This is a genomic window from Pirellulales bacterium (assembly GCA_035656635.1).
Lineage (GTDB): Bacteria > Planctomycetota > Planctomycetia > Pirellulales > JADZDJ01 > DATJYL01.
Map to the genome: position 1 here is coordinate 1 of DASRSD010000036.1, position 18832 is coordinate 18832.

Here is an 18832-nt window from a genome sequence, read left to right on the forward strand (position 1 = left end):
TATGTATTTTTCGAGAGCTGGGAAATTAAGGTGGATAAGAATGGCAGCGAAGAATATCCGCGATCGGCTGAACTTATTTGATTCCTCGTCGACGGCGAGAAAATTAATCTGAGGTCGTATAACTTTGCTCTCTCACTTAGAAATGAATTGATAATCACCGGATTGCACCTGAAAGACGGCGTAAGGTTTTTCGAATCTTAAAAGTTTGATGCCATTGGCTGCGGAAATGGCACTGCCGCTCTCTGTAAGGTTCTTAATATCCGTCGTAGGAACATACACGGTGGCGGTAGAGTTCACCGGGATTGTCACATTCATTTGTATTGATCCGCCTTTCTTTTCCCAGCGACTTACAATCGGGCCATACAGCGATTCAGTCTTGGCTTCGGCAAACGTTAGATCCTTCACAATCGCCGGCTGGATGATGAAGGATTGATACCCATATTCATTGGGGTCCTCGCGAATGCCTCCTAAGCTTTTGATAAACCACGCTGCGATACCTGTATAGCAGGTGTGAATTCTACTTGGACAGTTATCGTCCCAGTATTCCGGCCATGCCGTTTCACCACGGCTGAGGAAGTATCCGTAACTGGGCTCAGTGGTTTTGGAAAGAGCATTGAAGAGGATATCGTTCCGTTGCGTAGTTTCGATCAAGAATTTCAACAGGACCGGCACGCCGGAGCTGCCCATGTCGAGATAGGGCCGTGTTTGGAGGCTCTCCTTTTCGAAATTTGCTAAGACCGCCGGCTTCACGTTTTCCGGCGTAATCCCGGCAAACATTGGGAACGCCAAATGAATTTGGCGACTATCCAAATAGACGTTTTGATCTGGATTGAAAAAACGTGCCTGCACCTTGTCTTTCAAGTCATTCAGTCGCCGTTCGTAGATGGCAACATCGTCCGGCCGCTCCAGTACTTTGGCGATTTCAACGAAGGTGCCAAGATTCATCGCGTAAACGCAATTGTTGAACAGCAGCGCTTCCTGTGTGGTTCCGAATTCCTTGCCCTTGAGTTTATCACCGACTTGAAAGGGTGCGGCCCAATCGCCTAAAAAATTGCCGCCGTTGTTGTAATTTTTGTTGTACGGCTGGAGAATTCCATCGGAGACATGCGAGGCGAGGAATTCCAACCAAGCCTTACTTGCGGAATAGGAGTCGGTGAGAATCCGTTTGTCTCCGAAATTCTTATAGAATTCCCAGCTGATGTTCAAAGGAGCGCTGCTCCACATCGGGCCTCCATAATGCCTATTTACCTGCGGGGCGGTATGATTGAACCAACCATTAGATTGTTGCACGTCGCGCCAGTCGCGAAGTACATTCGTGTAGAATGCACCAACTTGGTAGTTGGGTATCCCGCAACCCCAGGCGGTGGCGAATTGCTCTTCGCCATATCCGAGTCTTTCGCGATGGGGACAATCTTCCGTGTATCCTTCTACCGTGTTCGCCCGGTAGGTCCACAAATCGGTTTCATAAATCTTATTGAACAAATCGCTAGAGCAGGAAAAGTGCCCCATTCGATTCAGGTCAGTTGCAATCGCCTGGCCTTCAATTTCGGACAATTCTGGCTTGCTTCGCAAACCATCGATCGTGAGATATCGTCCGGCAGAATAATTGAACCGATTCTGGAAGGTTTCAGACGCACCTCCCTTACAAACATAAATGCTCTTTTGTCCAAAAGCCTGAGTTGTGCCAGGGTTGTCTGAGATTTGAATTTTGACAACATCGCCGGCAGACTGATTCTTCATTTTGATCGAAATCCAACCCGAAAAGTTTTTCTCCAATTCGACTTTGTATGGCCCCGATCCGGTAATGTTTTGCGGGTGAATGTTTTCGATCATGCAGCTCGGTTCGACCATTTGGGCCGAGAGAACGGTTTCGACGGAGACAGCTGCTGCGGGGGGCCACTCGCTATCGTCAAACTTAACCGCATTCCAATCGGGGTTGTATTTTTGCGCATCAATTTGCTCCCCGCCATGATCCTGGTATTTGCAACCGCCAAGATCTTCGCTGGAGCTTATTTCGCACCGCCAACTTGTGTCGGATGCAAGCGAGATTGCATCTCCACTTATCGTTTTCCCATTCAACTGCACCCGCAGTGCCGATTTGGTTTTAAAGAATTCGTAACGGCCCCAGCCTGCCGCGGTCCAGATGGCGATACAGTTGTCGCCAGCTTGAAGTGCCGGCGCGATATCGTATGTCACATACAAGACGCGCTTGTCGAGTCGCGTTAGTGTGGGAGCTAAAACTCGGGCATCGACCTTTTGCCCATTGACATATAGTTCGTGGTAACCGACCGAAGCGACGTAAATAACCGCCGAAGCGGCCCTGTCACGAAGCGAAAAGTTCTTTCGAAACCAAATATGCTTTTCTTCCGGTGCCGTCGGATGCTCGATCCAAGGTCCGGTCCAATCGTTGGGCTCAAGGAGACCCATCGAAAAATGGGCGGGAGAACTCCATGCGGACGGCTTCGCATCCTTATCAAAAACTCTGACTTTCCAAAAACAATCTTCTCCGGAGGTTAACTTTGTTCCCGCAAAAGGAATCAGCACAGATTGCGCGGAAAGGACCTTGCCGCTATTCCAAATATCGGCCTTCCCTTCGTCGAGAAGAGCAGGACTGCTTGCAATCAGCACTTGATAGCCAGTTTGTTTCTGACTGCGGGTATGATCCGTGTCTGTTAATTTCCAGGTTAATCGGGGCGCATCGACATCGATTCCCAGAGGATTGGTCAAATATTCGCACTGTAAGCCAGAGACGGTCACATCAGCCTTCGCAGAAATAACACACAGAAACGATAATAAAATAACGGGACCGATACGTTGTGATATTAAGCTTTGCATTTTTAGGTCCGTGCTCAGAAATGAGCCCTCCGAAAATGAATTTGTAGTGGCCTGGGAGCTCATTTGACTCCTCGTCGACGAGCGCGAAAATCACCGGGTGTGCACCGCAGCTTGTCTTTGAACAATCGGCAGAAATACTGCTGACTGTCAAAACCTGCGCGAAACGCGACTTCTTTGACGCTCAATGCCGGATCGCTCAACAGCGTCCGAGCCCGTGCGATTTTCAAGTCCACCCAGTATTGATGAGGGCCCAGGCCAGTTTGCTGTTTGAAGATCCGCCGAAAATAGCTGTAGCTCAAATGCAATCGCCGGCGATGCCGCGCATGTCCAAATGGCCATTGACGCTTTCATTCATGAGTCGCAATGCTTCTCGTACGGCTTCGCTACCGCGCTGCAATTCGTCGAAGCCCCCCTGCTGATCAGAAAAAACTCTGCCCAAAATCTCAAAGGTGATGCCCGCCATAATTTGTTGCAGTGCAGGCCGACGCTGCGAGATGACCTCCATCAATTCCGCAAACCGACGCAGCATGTGATCTTCGTTTTTGACTCGCAAGACGGGCGCCTTAACTGAAAAGAATTCCTTCATCACCGTGGTTCGCGCAAGCCGTCCATCAAAACCCACCCAGTGTTCATCCCAACCGGTGCTCGGATGGGGACGATACCGATGCCATACGCCGGGAAACAGCAGAAACAAATCGCCCGGCTCAATCTGCCACCGTTTTCGCGCTGGCGATTCCAAGGTTCCTGAACCGCGAGAAATGTAAACCAGCTGATACTCTTCCAGCGACCGTCCATGTTTCCATTCGAATTGATACGTGCCGGGATGACCTTGTGGTGGATATTCCGAGCCAGGCGGAATGTGCGACTCACCGGCGGTCGTAACGAATAATCCCCACCGCCGATCACGCCCGCTAACAGGAAAGTATGAATACTGCGTGGCTAATGTCGGTTTCAAGGCGACCTCAAAGGATATCAAGAACGAGTGTCATAATGTGCAAGCTTTAAATCATTCTCTACATTGTTCTCCGAGGAATTCCTGCATAGACTAGCTTAGATGGTGAGGCTTTTGCGTGCAAACAATAACATTGCATCGCAGTGTTTTTCAGCGGCGTCTGTGGGAATCTTGGATTGCGAGACGCAATCTGAATGCTTCACGTAGATATTGCGTCGAGCGAACGCTTGGGTACCCGCTCGAAGTACATCGACTAGGAGAACTGCCGCGTGCACAAACTGCGCAACGATGTGCCACTTACCGCCAGTCGCCGGAAAGTTCGAAGGCGGCCCAGTAGAGTGGCGACATCCGGCCGTCGTGAGCCGTCTTGTCGTCGGGCAGTTCCACGCCGCGCTTGGCTCCTTCACGCAGCATTTTCAGTTGCGCCTGCCGCAGCGCTTCGAGTTTGGAGAAGTGTTGGTCCTTGTCCCACAGGTTTTCGTAGAAGTCGGTCATCAGCAGTTGGCTGGCTTTGTCCGGAATTTTCCACAGCATGGCCACGGTGCTGCGAGCACCTGCCAATTGAAACGCGCGCTGCAAGCCCAGCACTCCTTCGCCGCCGGCCGTTTGGCCTAGGCCCGTTTCACAGGCCGATAACGTGGCCAGTTGGACGTGGCTTAAATCGAGCTCTTCCACCGCCAGCGCCGTAAGAATGCCGTCATCTTGTCCTGGTTCGGCCTGCTGATTCGCGCCCGCCAGCGCCAGGCCAGACAATACATCAGGATGGTAACCGGCCACATCGAGTGCGGCGGCTCGCCCTTCCATGTCCGGGGCTGCATCTTTGCTGTTTTCGTCTTTCAGGGCCGAGCGATAGCCGGGCGGAATAAAAAAAACCGTGTGTGGCCAGGTGCAGGTAAGTATAGTACGGCATGGCCTCGCACACAGCCTGCTTGGTGGCTTGGTCTTTCCGAAGCGATTTGCGCTGCGCTTCGGGAAATCGCTCCTCAAACGAATCGTTGATGGCCACGATTTCCGCCCGAATACCGGGGAGAGGATCGAACTGCCAATGGCCATCTCGATTTTCTGGTGCACGCAGTGCCAATTGATCAGTTTGCGGCAGTGGTGCCAGGGCCGCTTTGAAATCGACCTCGCCGACAGTGCGGAGCGAGGGTGGAGCGGTGGATGGATCATCCTTTGACAAAGTGGATGCCGGTACTGCTTTCAGCAATTCCGGCAGCAAGCGCGGAATGGGAACGGTGGCGATGGCCACATTCGGATGATCGGGTCCCAGGGCATTTTCCAAAATCTTCAAAGACCGCTGGAACAGGGGCAACGCGTCGGCGTAGCTGCCAGCCTTCTGATTCCCAAAACCGAGCCAGGAACACGCTTCGGTTATTTCTGGATCATCCGGCCCTCCGGCCCGAGCACTGCTTCACGCAACTTGAGCGCTTTGGCAGCCAAGGGAATGGCTTCAGCGTATTTGCCTTGATCGTTGAGCTTGCGAACTTGGACGAGCAAGTCGTTGGCCCGATCCAACTGCTGTTGCTGCTCGGGTGTGTATTTTTGTTCTTGTTTCTCGGCGGCGGGCTGGGTTTGCGCTGCCGGCGATTGATTGGCAGGCAGCTGTGAAAAATCAGTTTTTGGCGCAACGCCTGAAGCTTGCGAGGTAGCCGGTTCGTCACCGAAAACTACATGACGGGGTAACAGTGCAAATGCGGCATGGAGACTGACCATTGCTGTTAGAGTTGCACACCACGCTAACCGGCCGCACATCATGGCTTTATGCTCACAAAAGAACACAGGCGAGAGCAGCTGCTAGTTACGCATCTCGCCGGTTGCGCCTTCAGTATACTGCCCCAACTTGGGGGCACAAGTTGCCCTGTGCGGTTAGCACGGCGGCGGGCGGCATGAGTCGTATATTTCAGGGGCAGCAGCTAATCGAATTTTACGACAGCAACGGCGCTCACTTGCCATAGCTAAAAAGAAGCAACTTCATTCCATTCGCTCGGAATAGAATTCAACCGCCCCATCCAAACCTGCTGGAATCAGCAGATCTGGATAAGGGCGAACCGGTCCATGTTCATCATCGCAGCGTATTGCCGATCGAGCTTCGGCGTCGGTAAGATTGGGGGTACCCTCGGCTGAGTGCCCGGGCAAACAACTGAATTTGATCACGGAGAGCCAATGAACCGCGGCTAGTAAAGTGCCGCGTTAAAACAATCGAACCATGTCCAAAAACGCCCGGCAGCCGGACCACTCGGCCCGATCAGGATCAAGCCCAGCAGGAATTTCTTTCTCCCTGTACTGTTGCCCGTGGATGTCAAACACCTGTTGCAATTGTTCCTTAAGCCAGGTGATTTCTGGGTCGGAGAGATTTGGCAAGACCTCCGAAAACAGCAAATAGTTATTGGTCATGGGTCGGCTCCGAGTGTTTGAGGAGGGCGGGATCTGGGGGGGAATTCCAGCGGCCGGCCTCTGAACTGGGCGCCCCATCGAGCGTCGGCAGAAGTTGCGGCCGCTCGCTGGTCAGTTCCTGGACCAGGATCGTTCCAAGTTCTTCTTCGGCTGGTACCGAGCCAGCCTGCTTCAAGGCGTAGGCACAGATCACGAGTGGCGCTAAACAAGCCAGCACCAGGCCGACGGCTTCTAGGGCATTGGCCACCAGCGGATCTCGCACACGCTGGTCGGCGATGTCACGACGATCGGCTTCCAATGCCTCCTCTTATTGATCGAGGTGAGCTCGTTCGGCGTGCACCTCGTGATCGGACTGAGCAATGGCGGCGTTCTGCTGCGCCTGCTGGTCGAGGCTTTTTTCGGCGAAGGCGGCCAGGCGCTCATCGCGGTCGTTGCAACCGGCTAGTAACGCTAGGCACAGAATCGAACCAATGCAGCCACACGAAATGAATTTATCCATGGCGATTTCTCCAACGGGTTAAGATGGCTTTGAGTAAGGCTTGTAGTGCTCTGCGGAGGCGGATTTCGCGGGCCAGGAGCAGAGCTAGTACAGCGGCCAGGAATGTCACGGCGGCTAAGACCAAGGGAAGTGACACAAAGGCTCCTTTCCGCAGGGAAAGAGGTGCACCAAGAGGGGCAAAAGGCCCGCAGCGCAAGAAAACATCCCGTGTATTTGCGATTGCCGCGACGTCACGGGATGGGCGGGCGTGATGGAAACCAACTTACTGCAAGCTAAATAGGGCTCCATCATTACAATATGACGCGAAACGAACGGGAATTTAGCACTTACAGCAGAAATAGCCGTGGATCAGCTTGAAAATACTGGAGTTGATCCAATGACTACCAACAAAAGACGCTGCCTTAGGCGAGTGAGTGGATGCGCCAGTCGCTGCCTGCAAGAAAACCGCCCAGCGGTATTGTATGCAGAATATCAACTCGCCAATCGGCCAAGTTCGTCGATCAAATTGTACATTTCAGCCAGCATCGAGTTGATTCTTTCCATGTCGTTGTCGTCTCGGCGGAAAGCGCGGCTTCCACTTCCTGTTCGCGGCGCTTGGGAACTTTGCATACTCGTGAATCGGTAACTTCTAAGTATAGGACCAAATGACCCGGCTGTATTGAGCTGCCAAATTGGGAGTGGTTGTGGATAAGAGTTAATATCGGGCAATCACCCAGGTGTCTTTGACACCCGCAAATGCAGATTTACACCAGCTTCTACGTCTATTGGTGGGAAACAAAGAAATCGCTAAATTGCCGGGAAATATCGTGTTTTACGCGATTTATTGTTCTGGGGCTCGCTTGACTGAAACGAATTTCAAGACCGGTGCCTTAAACCACTCGGCCACCCATCCATGTGCCTTTTCCCGAATTTTCGCATTTACTGGCGATCGGCATTTCCGAACGGGAGCACTTTACTAGCTTTCTATTATTGGTGTAATCGATAAAAATATTGCTGTCGCCAAATGAAGATCATAGCAGCGACGCCACCGCAGCCTTCGAAAGCAGAGGTGACGAGTACCAATTCTACAATACAGAAACGTTCACGAAAAGTTCACGTGTTTCCGGCGGAGCGGCCGCAATCGCCGGCGAAATGACGGTCTTGATCCTTCGGCAAAAATCGTTAAATGCCTATACAATGCCAAGATGTCGGTCGGCAAATTGCACCGCAGCGGCAATCCGAAACTCATTTCAGAATATCTTGACTGCAGTGCTCGGTTCGACCATTCGATCACTAAATCCGCCGAGGCGTACGCCGATCAAAACGAAAAGGATTACCAGGAATTTCGTGTGGGCTGTTCGGAAACAACGGTTGTCGGCCATTGTCGAGTAATTGTTCGTAGAAGACTAAACAGCGGAAACGGTCCACATTTGCCGGCATTGGCACTCGATTCAAACGGCTTCTTAGCCAAAACACGTATTCCCTTTCTTCGGCGGCTGTAAACTCAAGCCGAAATATCTAAGTTAGTAGTCTACAGCGCAGGACTGCAGTAGAATCAGAATCGATTGATGGCCGGCGATGCTGGGCCGGATCTTCAGGGAAACAAGTGTAACCAGATTCTATTCGATTTTCGGTCCAGCGCTTGCCGCGGATGCAACTTCGCGGCTACGTATCTGCCTTTAGGTCACTCGTCTGCGGTCGTATCACGGAGAAGGCCAACTGAGGACGGTGTCGATCCATCCACGTTCTTTAATTTCTCAAAGGAGAATTTGATGAAGCGATTTCTATTCGTGACCACCGCCATTATGACGCTGCTTTTTTATTTTGTGATTGCTGGGGCAGCCGATCCGCCACCACAAAATACCGCTACTGCGCCGTCGGCGGCGGCAACCAAAGCTGCAGATGACGAGGCTGACATCCGCGCTTCCGGCGCTGCATTCATCGAGGCTTACAATGCTCGTGATGCTAAGAAAATAGCCGCGCTGTGGTCTCCGGAAGCTATTTACTCCGATCCGCTGACCGGAGAAGAAATCGTCGGCCGCGATGCAATCGAAGCGATGTTTAAGGACGCTTTCGCGGACAAAAAAGACGTTAAATTAACGACCGACATCAGTTCCATCGAATTTGTCTCGCCCAATGTAGCAATTGTCCGTGGCGTGGCTCATGTAATTCAACCTGGCCAGGAACCCGAGGATTCTGATTTCACTTCGGTGCGTGTCAAGCGAGGCGGCCAATGGCTGATCGACCGAGTTACTGAGGTGGAAAAGGAAAAAGCACCGCCATCAAACTATCAGCATCTCAAAGAGTTGGAGTGGATGATTGGTTCCTGGCATGACGATGACCCGCGGCCAGACGTTGAGATTCAAACCGACTGCCAATGGACAAAAAATAAAAACTTTATCACCCGTTCATTTGCCGCGGCCATTGGCAATCAAGTGAAGAAATCGGGCATGCAAATCATCGGGTGGGATCCCATAGCAAAGCAAATTCGTTCCTGGACATTCGATTCTGAGGGAGGCTACGGGGAGGGAACTTGGAGCCATAACGATAACCAATGGATCATTCACAACACCGGCATTTCGCCGGATGGAGACAAAACCACCAGCGTCAATATTCTGACGATGATCGATAACAACACATGCAAATGGGAGTCGGTCAATCGGAGCATCGGCGGTGAGCTGTTGCCGAATGTCGAACCAATATTGATCGTTCGTAAAGTGGAGCAGTGATCTCGCCGTGTGGAGTCTATTCCAACGTTCATATCCGAAAACCGATTTAGCTTTGAGGTATCACGATGAAAAAACTCATATACGTTGCGATTGCTTTTGGGATCGTTGTCATGGCTGTTTCGACCCAGCTGTGGGGGCGCGGTGGTTTTGGCGGCGGGAGCCGCGGCGGGGGTGGTAGCTCTCGTGGCGGCGGCGCGATGCGCAGCAGTGGAAGTGTTGCCGGTGGCGCACGGCCTTCGTTTGGCAGTATGCCTACGATGTCGCGCCCATCACAGTCCGTCAATCGTCCCAGCGGTGGAAATCTAGCTGGTGGCAACATTAACCGCAGCTCGCTTGGAAATTTGCCTCGACCGACCAATCGGCCATCAGTCACAACTAACCGGCCATCCACGGGAAATGTCACGGGTAATCGTCCCAATATTGGCGGGCAGGTCAATTTCAATGCGCGTCCTACTCAAGGCCAACTACATGATTTTCTGAAACTTGGTGGAGAACGGTCCAGCGGCATCAACGGTGGCGCGCTGGCGGGCGGAGTTCTGGCTGGAGGTGCCGCCGCCGAATTTTTGCATGACCATTCCTCAAACCAATTCCCAATGGGTGGAAATAGTTCTCCTGGGACAGGGCGGCCGGCGCAAAATCGACCAGCGCCCGGTGATCTGGCAGGCAATGGAATTCGCCCTGGCGCAGGTGGAGGCGGCGAGCAATTTCATCCCGGCGACAATCGCCCTGATCGGCCGGGTCAAGGTGGTGGAGGCGAAAAGGAGCGACCTGGAAATAACCGTCCTAATCGGTCAGACCGTCCCGGCACGCGGCCCGGCAGCGATTGGAGGTCGCAGTATCATCCCGGCCTGCAACATGATTGGAATCAATGGAATAACTGGCGTCACAACAATTGGACCAACATCAATAACAATTGGCATAATCGCTGGAGCAACAATTGGTACAATTGCAATCGCTGGTTCGACAACAACTGGTGGCACGATCATCCGTGCGATGGTTGGCGCTGGCCGAACAATGTGAATTGGTGGACAGTGGCCGCGTGGCCGGCGATTATCAATTGGTTGCCCTGGGATTGGAACGAACCGATCTACTACAACTACGGCGAGAACGTCTATTACGAAGGAGACAACGTTTACTATGGTGATCAACAGGTCGCCTCGGCTGACCAATATGCAGAACAGGCTCAGGCGATTGCAGCCAGCATTCCCAAAGACATTCAGCCGGCGCCCGAAGATTGGATGCCATTGGGTGTATTCGCGGTGACTCAAGATGGTGAATCGTCCGACACCGAGCCTACGATGTTTTTGCAGTTAACCGTCAGCAAGCAGGGGATTATTGCCGGCACGTTCCAAAACACGGCCACAGGAACCGTCAAGTCGATCGAGGGCATGGTCGACAAAGAAACACAGCGCGCCGCCTGGACGCCGGTTGGCGAATCGCGCCCGCTAATGGAAACCGGCATCAGTAACCTAACGCAAGACACCGCCGGGGTATTAGTTCACTTCGCCGACGGCGACACGCAACAATGGATGTTGGCGCGATTAGATAAACCGAAGGGAAGCGCTTCGCAATGACCACAGCGTGCCAAGCGCGTCTCACCAATCGATTTTCGATGTGACCATTTCTCAAACATCATGTTTGAGCGTGATGCAGGTTGATATCGCGGCACTTTTCGATTGCTTGACGCTCTTGGAGCTATACTGCCTTCTTGGCCGAACCGCGCTAGTTTGCTGCTATTTTTCTGCAAACTTCCGACAAAAGCACTTGCGGGCAATTGAGGAGACAGCGTTGACGGAAAGCGGCGTAGTTGCTACAAAACATGACAAAGCATTTCGTTTCTCATTACGAACAGGAGCGTGATTGTGGGTGGCATTAGCGATCGGCATCAGGAAATTCGGCGTCGGCGGAAGCGCCGGCAAAAGCTAAATCTGTACAAAAAGCGTTTGAAAAAAGCCACCGTTTCGGAACGGGGAGTCATTGCAGAAAAAATTCGCAAGATGACTCCGGGGGCGGAAGTCATCATCGCCGCCTGGGGCTTGGAAGAACGAAAGTAAGACGCCATCCGGCCAAACTCTCCGCAGGCTAGCAGGGCGAAAGATTCGCCTCTGGCGGCGAAAAAGACGCCATTTTTTAACGCAGTTCTGAGCGTTTTCTCCCTGCGTGGCTAAATTCAAGGGCTTTCTGCCATCGGCGCCCTCGGCACAATGTTTGCGTTGAGCTGAGCGTTTCGTTTTCGGTCGCTTCAGGCATCAAGGCCAAGCCTAAACTTTTTCCGGACTACCATCGCACAAGGAGGGCAGGACTGTTGACAGCTGCCTTAACACAAAAATCGGCCAAACACCGCGCTTTCACGTTAGTTGAATTACTGGTCGTGATTGCCATCATTGGAATTTTGATTTCGCTACTGCTGCCGGCAGTCCAGGCCGCTCGCGAAGCAGCCCGGCGGACAAGCTGCGCCAGTAATCTCAAGCAATTGGGCGTGGCGTTGCACAACTATCAAACAGCGAAGGTTTCGTTCCCGGCGGCCGAGATTTACCCACCGCCCATCAATACCGTTTCCATCCACGTGGCAATACTGCCGTTCGTGGAAGAAGCCGGCCTGTACGCGCAATACCAAGATGCCACAACCAATGGCCAGGCAATTCAAGCGCAAATTCACATCTTTAATTGCTCCAGCGATCCTTGCGTGGAGGCTGTTATCGATGGCGGCACTCCCGGTGCTTTTACTTATCGCTATCCCATTAATTATGCGTTTAATTACGGGACGTGGTTCTTATATGACTGGGCAGGCGGAATTGCCGGCGATGGCGCATTCGCCATCAATAAAGCGCTGAAAACTAAGGCATTCTCCGACGGATTGAGCAAAACCCTGGCCGTTGCAGAAGTAAAAGCGCAATTGGAATCGGGCGGTTTCAAAACCGGTCCCGGCTACATCCGCAGTTTGAATAAACCAAATATGTCTGACCCGACAAACACTACTTTGCCGGCTAGTACCTCGGCGCTGTTAACGTCCATTGGCGCCGCTCCTGCGCCAGCGGTAACAAGCTTTGCTGGAAGCAATTTCAATGCCAATTTGCATTTGGATTACAACAATCCGACGGTCGCTCAAGCCGGCTTCACCACGACGTTTACCCCGAATCCAGGCATGTGGATTTACATTGTCAATCAAGATATCGGGGCCGGCACGCCGGTCAGTCAGGGTGGAAATTTGGTCCCTCAAGTCACCGGCACCTTCGATGTCGACTACATCTCAAACGCAGAATCGAAGACCGCAACCGGTTTCACGTTCGCGGCGGTTTCGGCGCGCAGTTACCATGCCGGCATCGTGAATGTGTTGTTTATGGATGGATCGACGCACACCATCAGCGACAGCATCTCGCGGCAAGTGTGGCAAGCGCTTGGCACACGCGCCGGTGGCGAAACTTCGACCGGTGTCGATTTTTAATCGCGGCGAAGTCGTTTTGCTCCCAACCATCCCACAAAAGAAATTGCGCCCAAGATAAACGCCGAAGGTTCGGGCGCTACTGTCACGTCAAACGCCAAGGTGGGCCCGGCTGCGGTGCCGTTGGTCGCTCCGGCGAAAGTAGCAAATGTCGATGCGTTATCGGCGGTCACCACAAACCGCAATGTGCTTCCGCCATTAAGTGCGCTCACAAATGCCGACAAAGCACTTCCGCTGAGCGAGGTAAGCGAAACCGTATCGACTGTGCCCACATCGGAAAAACTGCCGGAGCCTAAAAGCGACAATCCCGTGAGAGCCGGATCGATGCTGGCTAATCCGTCGTTTCCAGTTTGATCGACTAAGGGAGAGGTGCCCGGCTGAATATCGACGCTGGTGTTATCTGTGTAATAAACGCTAATCGGCCCCGCGGCACTAGAACTATTATTGGCCTCGGTCAGCAACAACTCCGCATTGCTAACCCCGGTCACCGTGCCGCCAAACGAATTCTTGATTGGGCTAAAATCGAAGTCGGCCACGCCAAAGCTGGCAAATGTTCCGTTGCTGGAACCTTCCAGATTAAAGAAATTCTTGCCGTTGGCGCCGCCTCGGGGTCCGCCGCCTTGAACGGTGGCATTATCCGATGCTGCGACGGAAGTGGCCGGAGTCGCAAATGCGGTTTGGGTAAAGAATAGGGCCCAGGCGCCGCCTACGACCAAATATCGAAAGAGCGCGGTATGCAATGCGATTACAACCGAATTGCAAGTTTGTACCGTGCTCGTTGTTCCGCAACGAACGATTGTATTCATCTCTTCAACGATCCGTTTTAATTCATTAGCAATGCGATCCTAGTGAATTGAAATCTCCCAACTTCCCTGCTGACCAAAAGATAGGGCTTGGACAGCAACCATATTTTGCGATCGATCGACAACCACCGCAAGTATTTGGCGCGCTTTTCCGAAAACTTTCTCGCCCCCTTCGATGATGAAGCAGTTCTGTGGCGTGGTCGTACCTCCTTCGTTTTCGCCGGTGATAATGGTACCTAACCCCAATCTGCGATTGGCTTTGGCTTTGGGAATACTTTGCGGCCAGACCCTTGTCAACTGCCGCTTAAACCCGCCACAATGTGAACGAATCGGGGGCTGGCGACCGGCGGAAAATCTCATCTTCTTTATGTGCAGTTTCTTTTCTCGTGGGAGACCCGTTATGGAACGGAGAATGTGCAAGAGCGCGCAACGATACGCCTTGCTGTGTAGATTGATTTGTTTTTGTTCGCTCGTTTCCGCAGCGCTTGCGCTGGCTGACGACACGCCCACCTTCGATCTGCCCAGCGACCAAGCGAGCTGGATCAATAGCGCGCCGCTCACCTTGTCGGCCCTGGAGGGAAAAGGAGCGGTTTTGTATTTCTTTGCTGGCGAAAGCCCCAAGTGCCGCGTGCGCTGGCCCGACCTGATGGCTTTGTCGAAAAAATATGAAGATAAACCAGTGGCTTTCATCGGAATAAGCTCTGGCAATGCGCGGTCCGCGGTCCAATCCTATATTCAGCAAAATAAAATCGCGTGGCCGGTCATCGTCGATGCCGGGCACGATTTGGATAAAAAGGCCGATGTCACTGCGATCTCGGCCGATAACTTCTGCCAACTGCGCGTCATCACCGCCGCCGGCAAACTGGTTCCGGTCACCGGAGACGATTTGGAACCCGCCGTGCAATTGGCTCTGGCCGGCGCCGCATGGAAGATCGATCCTGCCGGCATGCCGGAAAAGATGAAGCCCGCCTGGCTGGCCATTGAAGTCGGCAATTACACTCCGGCTGGGCCAGTCATTGCCAAAGGATTGAACTCTCCCGATGATGCCACCAAGCAAGCGGCGCAAAAGCTGCTGGCGGTCGTGCAACCGAAAATCGATGCCGCTCTGAAAGAAGCCCAGGCTAGCTTGAATGCCGGCGACAAATGGGCGGCCGCTAAAAAATACATGGAAATCGGGCAGCGGTTTGCCGGCTATACATTGCCCGACAATTTCACCACCCAACGCGCGGCGCTCCTGAACGATCCGCAAGTAAAAACCATCGTCAACGCGGCCAAGGAATTGAACAGCTTGCAGCATTATTTGGGAACTGTGAAGGATTTGAATCCCGCGCAGCGCAAACGGGTGGAAAACACCTTGGCGCAAATCAGCAAAGACGCCTCCGGCACCGAAGTCGGCAAGCAGGCCGACGATATGCTGACGAAGCTCGACGGCGCGAAGTAAAATCGCTAAAACCAATCCATCAGATTTTGTTTGAAATTGAATTACCACCGACGAGGAATTTTCATGACATCGATATATTCGGCCGCGGCGCTGTTGGTTGTTCTTTCGTTGGTCGGCTCGCTGTGGGCCGACGACGCTGCTCAAAGCCCGGCCGCAACCAGCGTCAGTGTACCGCCAGCCAGTGTTACTGTGCCGCCGCTGTCCGGCAAGCTTGGTCAGCCCATTCAATTGTTCAACGGTCATGATCTGTCCGGTTGGGTGTGGGTGCAAAAGCTGCCCAAGGCAGGAACCACCGTGGCCGAGAAAAAAATCGACGATGTCTGGACCGTCAAAGACGGCGTGCTGCATTCCATTGGCAAACCGACGGGCTACATTCGCACCGAGGCCGAATTCGGCAACTATGTGTTCACGGTCGAGGAACGGCACATTGCTAAAGGCAACGGGGGGTTGCTCGTGGGCATCACAGGGCCCGACAAAGCCTGGCCCGGCTTGGAAATTCAAACCCAAACCGGCGACGCCGGCGATTTGTGGAATCACAACCTGCTGAAAATGACAACCGACCCGGCCCGCACTAAAAACGACGGCCACCGCATCGTAAAAATGGGTCCCGATTCACAACATCCGGTGGGCGAGTGGGACACCATGGAAGTCATCGTCGACAACGGCAATCTGGTCTACAAAGTCAACGGCCAGGTGCAAAACGTCGCCACCGATACGCAAAGCCTGGCGGGCAAAGTCGGGCTGCAATCGGAAGGCGCGGAAATGGAATTCCGCAAGGTCCAAATCACGCCGATCGAATCGGCTAGCGCCGCAAAGTAATCGGCGGTGCAAAGTGCGCCAGTGTTGCCGTATCGCGGTGACATCAACAGCGGCAATGTAAACCACCGGATCGCAATTTACGCTCCGCTCACATCGGCATCGAATACACGCACTCGGGCCCACATGGCTGAACACTCGGCAATAAATTCCTTGTGCCGCGGCGCGGCTTGATAGGCGTCGTGTGCGGCACGGTTGGTGAATACGGTTTGCAGCGCGATGTCGTATTCCCGATCGTTGACCGGCCGGTCGTAGCTGGCGCACGTTCCGGCGGCGTAAAACACCAGGCCGGGATGATTGGTTAAATATTTGCGGCAGGCCGCCAGCATTTTCGCGCGGTTCTCCGGCGTCGGCTCCTTCAACGAAAAATAAACCATGTGCGCGAGCATCATTCCGGAAGGCTGGGTGGCAGAAGCTGCGGTGGTCATGGGAAATGATTTCAATCGCCGTGAAGTGGATTGAGCAGGCGGTAAAGGAATGCCATATTGTCGGTTTGCCGCCGCACTTTGTCCACCGCACCGCTCCTGTGAACCGTCGGCACTTCTGCGGTGTCGGGCAAGTGCGAAAACAAATCGGCACCCATTCACCCAGGAACCCGCCATGTACAACAAACAGAATCTCTCGAAACTGAAGGAAATGGACAGCCTCGCTCCCGAGGTGATGAAAGCCTTTTGGGCGTTCGATAAAGTCGCGGTCGCCGAAGGGGCCATTCCTGTGAAATACAAGGAACTGATTGCCGTCGCCGTGGCGCTCACCACGCAGTGCCCGTACTGCATCGATATTCACAGTCACAACGCGCGTAAGGCCGGCGCCAGCGATGCCGAAATCACCGAGGCCGCCATGGTGGCCGCCTCGCTGCGTGCTGGAGCGGCCGTCACCCACGCCACGCATGCCCTGTTGAAGTGATTTTTTCGGCCAGTGGGCAACGCGATGGTTTTTATTTCCGATTTTTTGTTTCCGGACGGAAGAGGTTCGATTCGTCGCACTCGTGTCCGCGCCGACACAGCAAATCCGCGTCATTCCGCGAACTGGCGTGCGACCAAACGAATCGAGTTTGCGTCCGGAACTTTGCATTTTCGTTAATTGTTGTCTAGTTTCGCGAGGCGGCGGCAGCAACATCCTATAAAGCCGCGACCGTTGGTCGCGCCGCCGCACTGTCGCCGCACTGCCACACTCATAATCGTTCCTGGCGGCCGTACATTGCCGCACTAAACGCAGCCTAGCAAACGAGTGGCCCATAAGTTAGAGGCAAATTAGGCCATTGAAGTTGGCGCCGTGCGCGGCAAAATAATTGCCGCGTCTTTTCTGTTGTTTGTTTTCCATCACCGTATCAAAGCATTTATGGCAGCCCGAGATTATAAGCAGGATTCGCTTCGGCACTTCAACAAAATTGCCCCGCGATACGATAACCACCGTTACGGCAAGCAAACGCGGAAAGTCCATCAGGAAGTGCTGCGGATGGTGAACGAACTGCAAGCGGCCGCGCTCTTAGATGTGGGCTGCGGCAACGGCGGTTTTTTGGCGCTGCTGCAATCGGCGCCCGCGCCGGCAAATAGCTCGCCGCCGCAAAACCGGAAGTTGGCCGGAGCCGATTTATCGCCGGAAATGATCAAAGTTGCCCGGCAGCGCTTGGGCGAATCGGTCGATTTGCAAGTTGCCGATTCGGAACATCTTCCCTGGGAAAGCGGCACGTTCGATTGCCTGACGTGCAATTTTTCGTTCCATCATTATCCGCAGCCGCAGGCCGTGCTGCTGGAAATGCGCCGCGTGCTAAAACCGGGTGGCCACGTGCTAATTGCCGATCCATGGTTTCCCGCGCCGCTGCAATGGCTGGCAAATTTGATCGTGCGGTTCAGCCATTTGGGAGACGTGCGCATGTACTCGTTGAACGAACTGCGCACGCTGCTGGCCGCCGCTGGGTTACAGGTTGTGCGTGCGGAACACCACGGCACATCGAGTTATGTGCTAGCCCGCAACGTAACCGCGTCGGCGACCGTCCGTATATAAAGCCGCGACCGTTGGTCGCGCTGAAGTGGTGTGGATTGGCCCATCAATAGCGGCGTTCATGACCAATGATCCATCGGGCAGCCGCGCCCGCGGGCGCGCCGGCGCGACCACCGGTCGCGGCTTTATACGGGATTGGGAATGTCGTCCAAAAATGGATAGGGGCGCGCACCAATGCCACGGCGATCGTTATGCCGCTCGATGTAACGGCGCGTGTTCCGCCAAACTTCAGGATCGAAAATGAACGAGCACCAGCGGCCTTTGCACCAAATGGGTCCGTCGTAATTCATCCGGCTGTGAATGGCCTTGGTCGTTTGGTCTTTGAGCCATTTGATGGTATTGTCGATCAGCCGATCAACGTAGGTGAGGAGTAAATGAGTGTGCGTTGGCTCGATCGATGCGGCAGCAATTCGCCAGTCAGATTTCGCCCGGCATTCACCGATGGTTTCCGCCACCGTGGAAATCATCGTCGAATCGAGCAGTAATCGTGGGTGTGATTGGCGCTCCTGTGCCATCCGTTTGCGAATTGGGTCGCCCGCATGCAGCGTGTGTGGTTCGAGGAAGCCGATTTGTTCATCCCAGGCATCCGACCAGTGCCCGCGCTCATCGCCCGGCAGCCACAAACCATAGCCGGAGATCACGATATGGTAACCCAGCGTTTTCGGCATGGTCGGATTATACGACCGGCATTCCGTTTATAAAGCCACGACGGCCCCTATAAAGCCGCGACCGGTGGTCGCGCTGGAGCGGTGTGGATTTCCCATTTCCATTGCCCGGTGGTCGCGCGGGGCGGCGAAAATGGCCCATTGTGCAACGGCCCCTATAAAGCCGCGACCGGTGGTCGCGCTGGAGCGGTGTGGATTGGCCCATCAATAGCGGCGTTCATGACCAATGATCCATCGGGTAGCCGCGCCCACGGGTGCGCCGGCGCGACCACC

General features: G+C 53.8%; 20 protein-coding genes. 9 read left to right on the plus strand and 11 right to left on the minus strand.

Features of this window, described 5'->3' with window-relative positions:
- Positions 1-132: 132 nt before the first annotated feature.
- From VFE46_02695 to VFE46_02730, 8 genes are all read right to left on the minus strand, one after another.
- Positions 133-2427 (minus strand): family 78 glycoside hydrolase catalytic domain, encoded by a 2295-nt coding sequence (locus VFE46_02695; protein ID HZZ26891.1) that lies wholly within the window; start codon positions 2425-2427, stop codon positions 133-135.
- Between the two features lie 703 nt (positions 2428-3130).
- The gene (locus VFE46_02700) at positions 3131-3790 is read right to left on the minus strand and encodes an AraC family ligand binding domain-containing protein (GenBank protein HZZ26892.1); all 660 of its coding nucleotides are present in this window, start codon (positions 3788-3790) and stop codon (positions 3131-3133) included.
- A gap of 294 nt (positions 3791-4084) precedes the next feature.
- Positions 4085-4591: a CHAT domain-containing protein gene (locus tag VFE46_02705; protein HZZ26893.1), complete on the minus strand. Its 507-nt coding sequence runs from the start codon at positions 4589-4591 to the stop codon at positions 4085-4087.
- Positions 4545-5162, minus strand: a complete 618-nt coding sequence (locus VFE46_02710) for a CHAT domain-containing protein (GenBank protein HZZ26894.1) — start codon at positions 5160-5162, stop codon at positions 4545-4547. Before VFE46_02710 ends, VFE46_02705 begins: the two co-directional genes overlap by 47 nt.
- Positions 5159-5500 carry a tetratricopeptide repeat protein gene (locus VFE46_02715; GenBank protein HZZ26895.1) on the minus strand — a complete coding sequence of 114 codons (342 nt, stop codon included), beginning with the start codon at positions 5498-5500 and terminating at the stop codon, positions 5159-5161. The genes VFE46_02710 and VFE46_02715 overlap by 4 nt, the downstream gene beginning before the upstream one ends.
- 477 nt (positions 5501-5977) lie before the next feature.
- Entirely contained in the window at positions 5978-6181 is a 204-nt protein-coding gene (locus tag VFE46_02720) for a hypothetical protein (protein HZZ26896.1), read from the minus strand.
- Positions 6171-6479 carry a hypothetical protein gene (locus tag VFE46_02725; GenBank protein ID HZZ26897.1) on the minus strand — a complete coding sequence of 103 codons (309 nt, stop codon included), beginning with the start codon at positions 6477-6479 and terminating at the stop codon, positions 6171-6173. The genes VFE46_02720 and VFE46_02725 overlap by 11 nt, the downstream gene beginning before the upstream one ends.
- Positions 6480-6488: 9 nt before the next feature.
- Positions 6489-6680, minus strand: a complete 192-nt coding sequence (locus VFE46_02730) for a hypothetical protein (GenBank protein ID HZZ26898.1) — start codon at positions 6678-6680, stop codon at positions 6489-6491.
- A gap of 1751 nt (positions 6681-8431) precedes the next feature.
- Here VFE46_02730 and VFE46_02735 point away from each other — a divergent pair.
- From VFE46_02735 to VFE46_02750, 4 genes are all read left to right on the plus strand, one after another.
- Entirely contained in the window at positions 8432-9388 is a 957-nt protein-coding gene (locus tag VFE46_02735; GenBank protein HZZ26899.1) for an SgcJ/EcaC family oxidoreductase, read from the plus strand.
- 110 nt (positions 9389-9498) lie between these two features.
- Entirely contained in the window at positions 9499-10962 is a 1464-nt protein-coding gene (locus VFE46_02740; protein ID HZZ26900.1) for a hypothetical protein, read from the plus strand.
- A gap of 288 nt (positions 10963-11250) precedes the next feature.
- Entirely contained in the window at positions 11251-11442 is a 192-nt protein-coding gene (locus VFE46_02745; protein HZZ26901.1) for a DUF6800 family protein, read from the plus strand.
- Positions 11443-11693: 251 nt separating this feature from the next.
- On the plus strand, positions 11694-12833 hold the full coding sequence (locus VFE46_02750; GenBank protein HZZ26902.1) for a DUF1559 domain-containing protein: 1140 nt from the start codon (positions 11694-11696) through the stop codon (positions 12831-12833).
- On the opposite strand, the gene VFE46_02755 is transcribed toward VFE46_02750, so the two are convergent.
- Positions 12830-13570, minus strand: a complete 741-nt coding sequence (locus VFE46_02755; GenBank protein HZZ26903.1) for a hypothetical protein — start codon at positions 13568-13570, stop codon at positions 12830-12832. The genes VFE46_02750 and VFE46_02755 overlap by 4 nt on opposite strands.
- Positions 13571-14033: 463 nt before the next feature.
- On the opposite strand from VFE46_02755, the gene VFE46_02760 reads away from it, so the two are divergent.
- The gene (locus VFE46_02760; GenBank protein ID HZZ26904.1) at positions 14034-15074 is read left to right on the plus strand and encodes a TlpA disulfide reductase family protein; all 1041 of its coding nucleotides are present in this window, start codon (positions 14034-14036) and stop codon (positions 15072-15074) included.
- A gap of 63 nt (positions 15075-15137) precedes the next feature.
- The gene (locus VFE46_02765; protein HZZ26905.1) at positions 15138-15893 is read left to right on the plus strand and encodes a DUF1080 domain-containing protein; all 756 of its coding nucleotides are present in this window, start codon (positions 15138-15140) and stop codon (positions 15891-15893) included.
- 77 nt (positions 15894-15970) lie between these two features.
- Here VFE46_02765 and VFE46_02770 read toward each other — a convergent pair whose 3' ends face one another.
- Positions 15971-16318 carry a Dabb family protein gene (locus VFE46_02770; protein ID HZZ26906.1) on the minus strand — a complete coding sequence of 116 codons (348 nt, stop codon included), beginning with the start codon at positions 16316-16318 and terminating at the stop codon, positions 15971-15973.
- A gap of 172 nt (positions 16319-16490) precedes the next feature.
- On the opposite strand from VFE46_02770, the gene VFE46_02775 reads away from it, so the two are divergent.
- Both VFE46_02775 and VFE46_02780 read left to right on the plus strand, forming a co-directional pair.
- On the plus strand, positions 16491-16796 hold the full coding sequence (locus VFE46_02775; GenBank protein HZZ26907.1) for a carboxymuconolactone decarboxylase family protein: 306 nt from the start codon (positions 16491-16493) through the stop codon (positions 16794-16796).
- Between the two features lie 435 nt (positions 16797-17231).
- Positions 17232-17897, plus strand: coding sequence for a methyltransferase domain-containing protein (locus VFE46_02780; protein HZZ26908.1), 666 nt, complete (start codon positions 17232-17234; stop codon positions 17895-17897).
- A 122-nt stretch (positions 17898-18019) separates the two neighbouring features.
- Here the strand turns inward: VFE46_02780 and VFE46_02785 are convergent, their stop codons facing one another.
- On the minus strand, positions 18020-18562 hold the full coding sequence (locus tag VFE46_02785) for a transposase (protein HZZ26909.1): 543 nt from the start codon (positions 18560-18562) through the stop codon (positions 18020-18022).
- An 81-nt stretch (positions 18563-18643) separates the two neighbouring features.
- On the opposite strand from VFE46_02785, the gene VFE46_02790 reads away from it, so the two are divergent.
- Positions 18644-18832, plus strand: a 189-nt coding sequence (locus VFE46_02790; GenBank protein ID HZZ26910.1) for a hypothetical protein, incomplete at its 3' end; no start/stop codon positions are given.

Bases quoted from the DNA above. Each gene is read 5' to 3' on its own strand.
- VFE46_02775 (HZZ26907.1), top strand. From the start codon at position 16,491: ATGTACAACAAACAGAATCTCTCGAAACTGAAGGAAATGGACAGCCTC.
- VFE46_02760 (HZZ26904.1), top strand. From the start codon at position 14,034: ATGGAACGGAGAATGTGCAAGAGCGCGCAACGATACGCCTTGCTGTGT.
- VFE46_02740 (HZZ26900.1), top strand. From the start codon at position 9,499: ATGGCTGTTTCGACCCAGCTGTGGGGGCGCGGTGGTTTTGGCGGCGGG.
- VFE46_02785 (HZZ26909.1), bottom strand. From the start codon at position 18,562: ATGCCGAAAACGCTGGGTTACCATATCGTGATCTCCGGCTATGGTTTG.
- VFE46_02705 (HZZ26893.1), bottom strand. From the start codon at position 4,591: ATGGAAGGGCGAGCCGCCGCACTCGATGTGGCCGGTTACCATCCTGAT.
- VFE46_02720 (HZZ26896.1), bottom strand. From the start codon at position 6,181: ATGACCAATAACTATTTGCTGTTTTCGGAGGTCTTGCCAAATCTCTCC.
- VFE46_02715 (HZZ26895.1), bottom strand. From the start codon at position 5,500: ATGGTCAGTCTCCATGCCGCATTTGCACTGTTACCCCGTCATGTAGTT.
- VFE46_02765 (HZZ26905.1), top strand. From the start codon at position 15,138: ATGACATCGATATATTCGGCCGCGGCGCTGTTGGTTGTTCTTTCGTTG.
- VFE46_02730 (HZZ26898.1), bottom strand. From the start codon at position 6,680: ATGGATAAATTCATTTCGTGTGGCTGCATTGGTTCGATTCTGTGCCTA.
- VFE46_02695 (HZZ26891.1), bottom strand. From the start codon at position 2,427: ATGGGTCTCCTTGAGCCCAACGATTGGACCGGACCTTGGATCGAGCAT.
- VFE46_02780 (HZZ26908.1), top strand. From the start codon at position 17,232: ATGGCAGCCCGAGATTATAAGCAGGATTCGCTTCGGCACTTCAACAAA.
- VFE46_02735 (HZZ26899.1), top strand. From the start codon at position 8,432: ATGAAGCGATTTCTATTCGTGACCACCGCCATTATGACGCTGCTTTTT.
- VFE46_02770 (HZZ26906.1), bottom strand. From the start codon at position 16,318: ATGACCACCGCAGCTTCTGCCACCCAGCCTTCCGGAATGATGCTCGCG.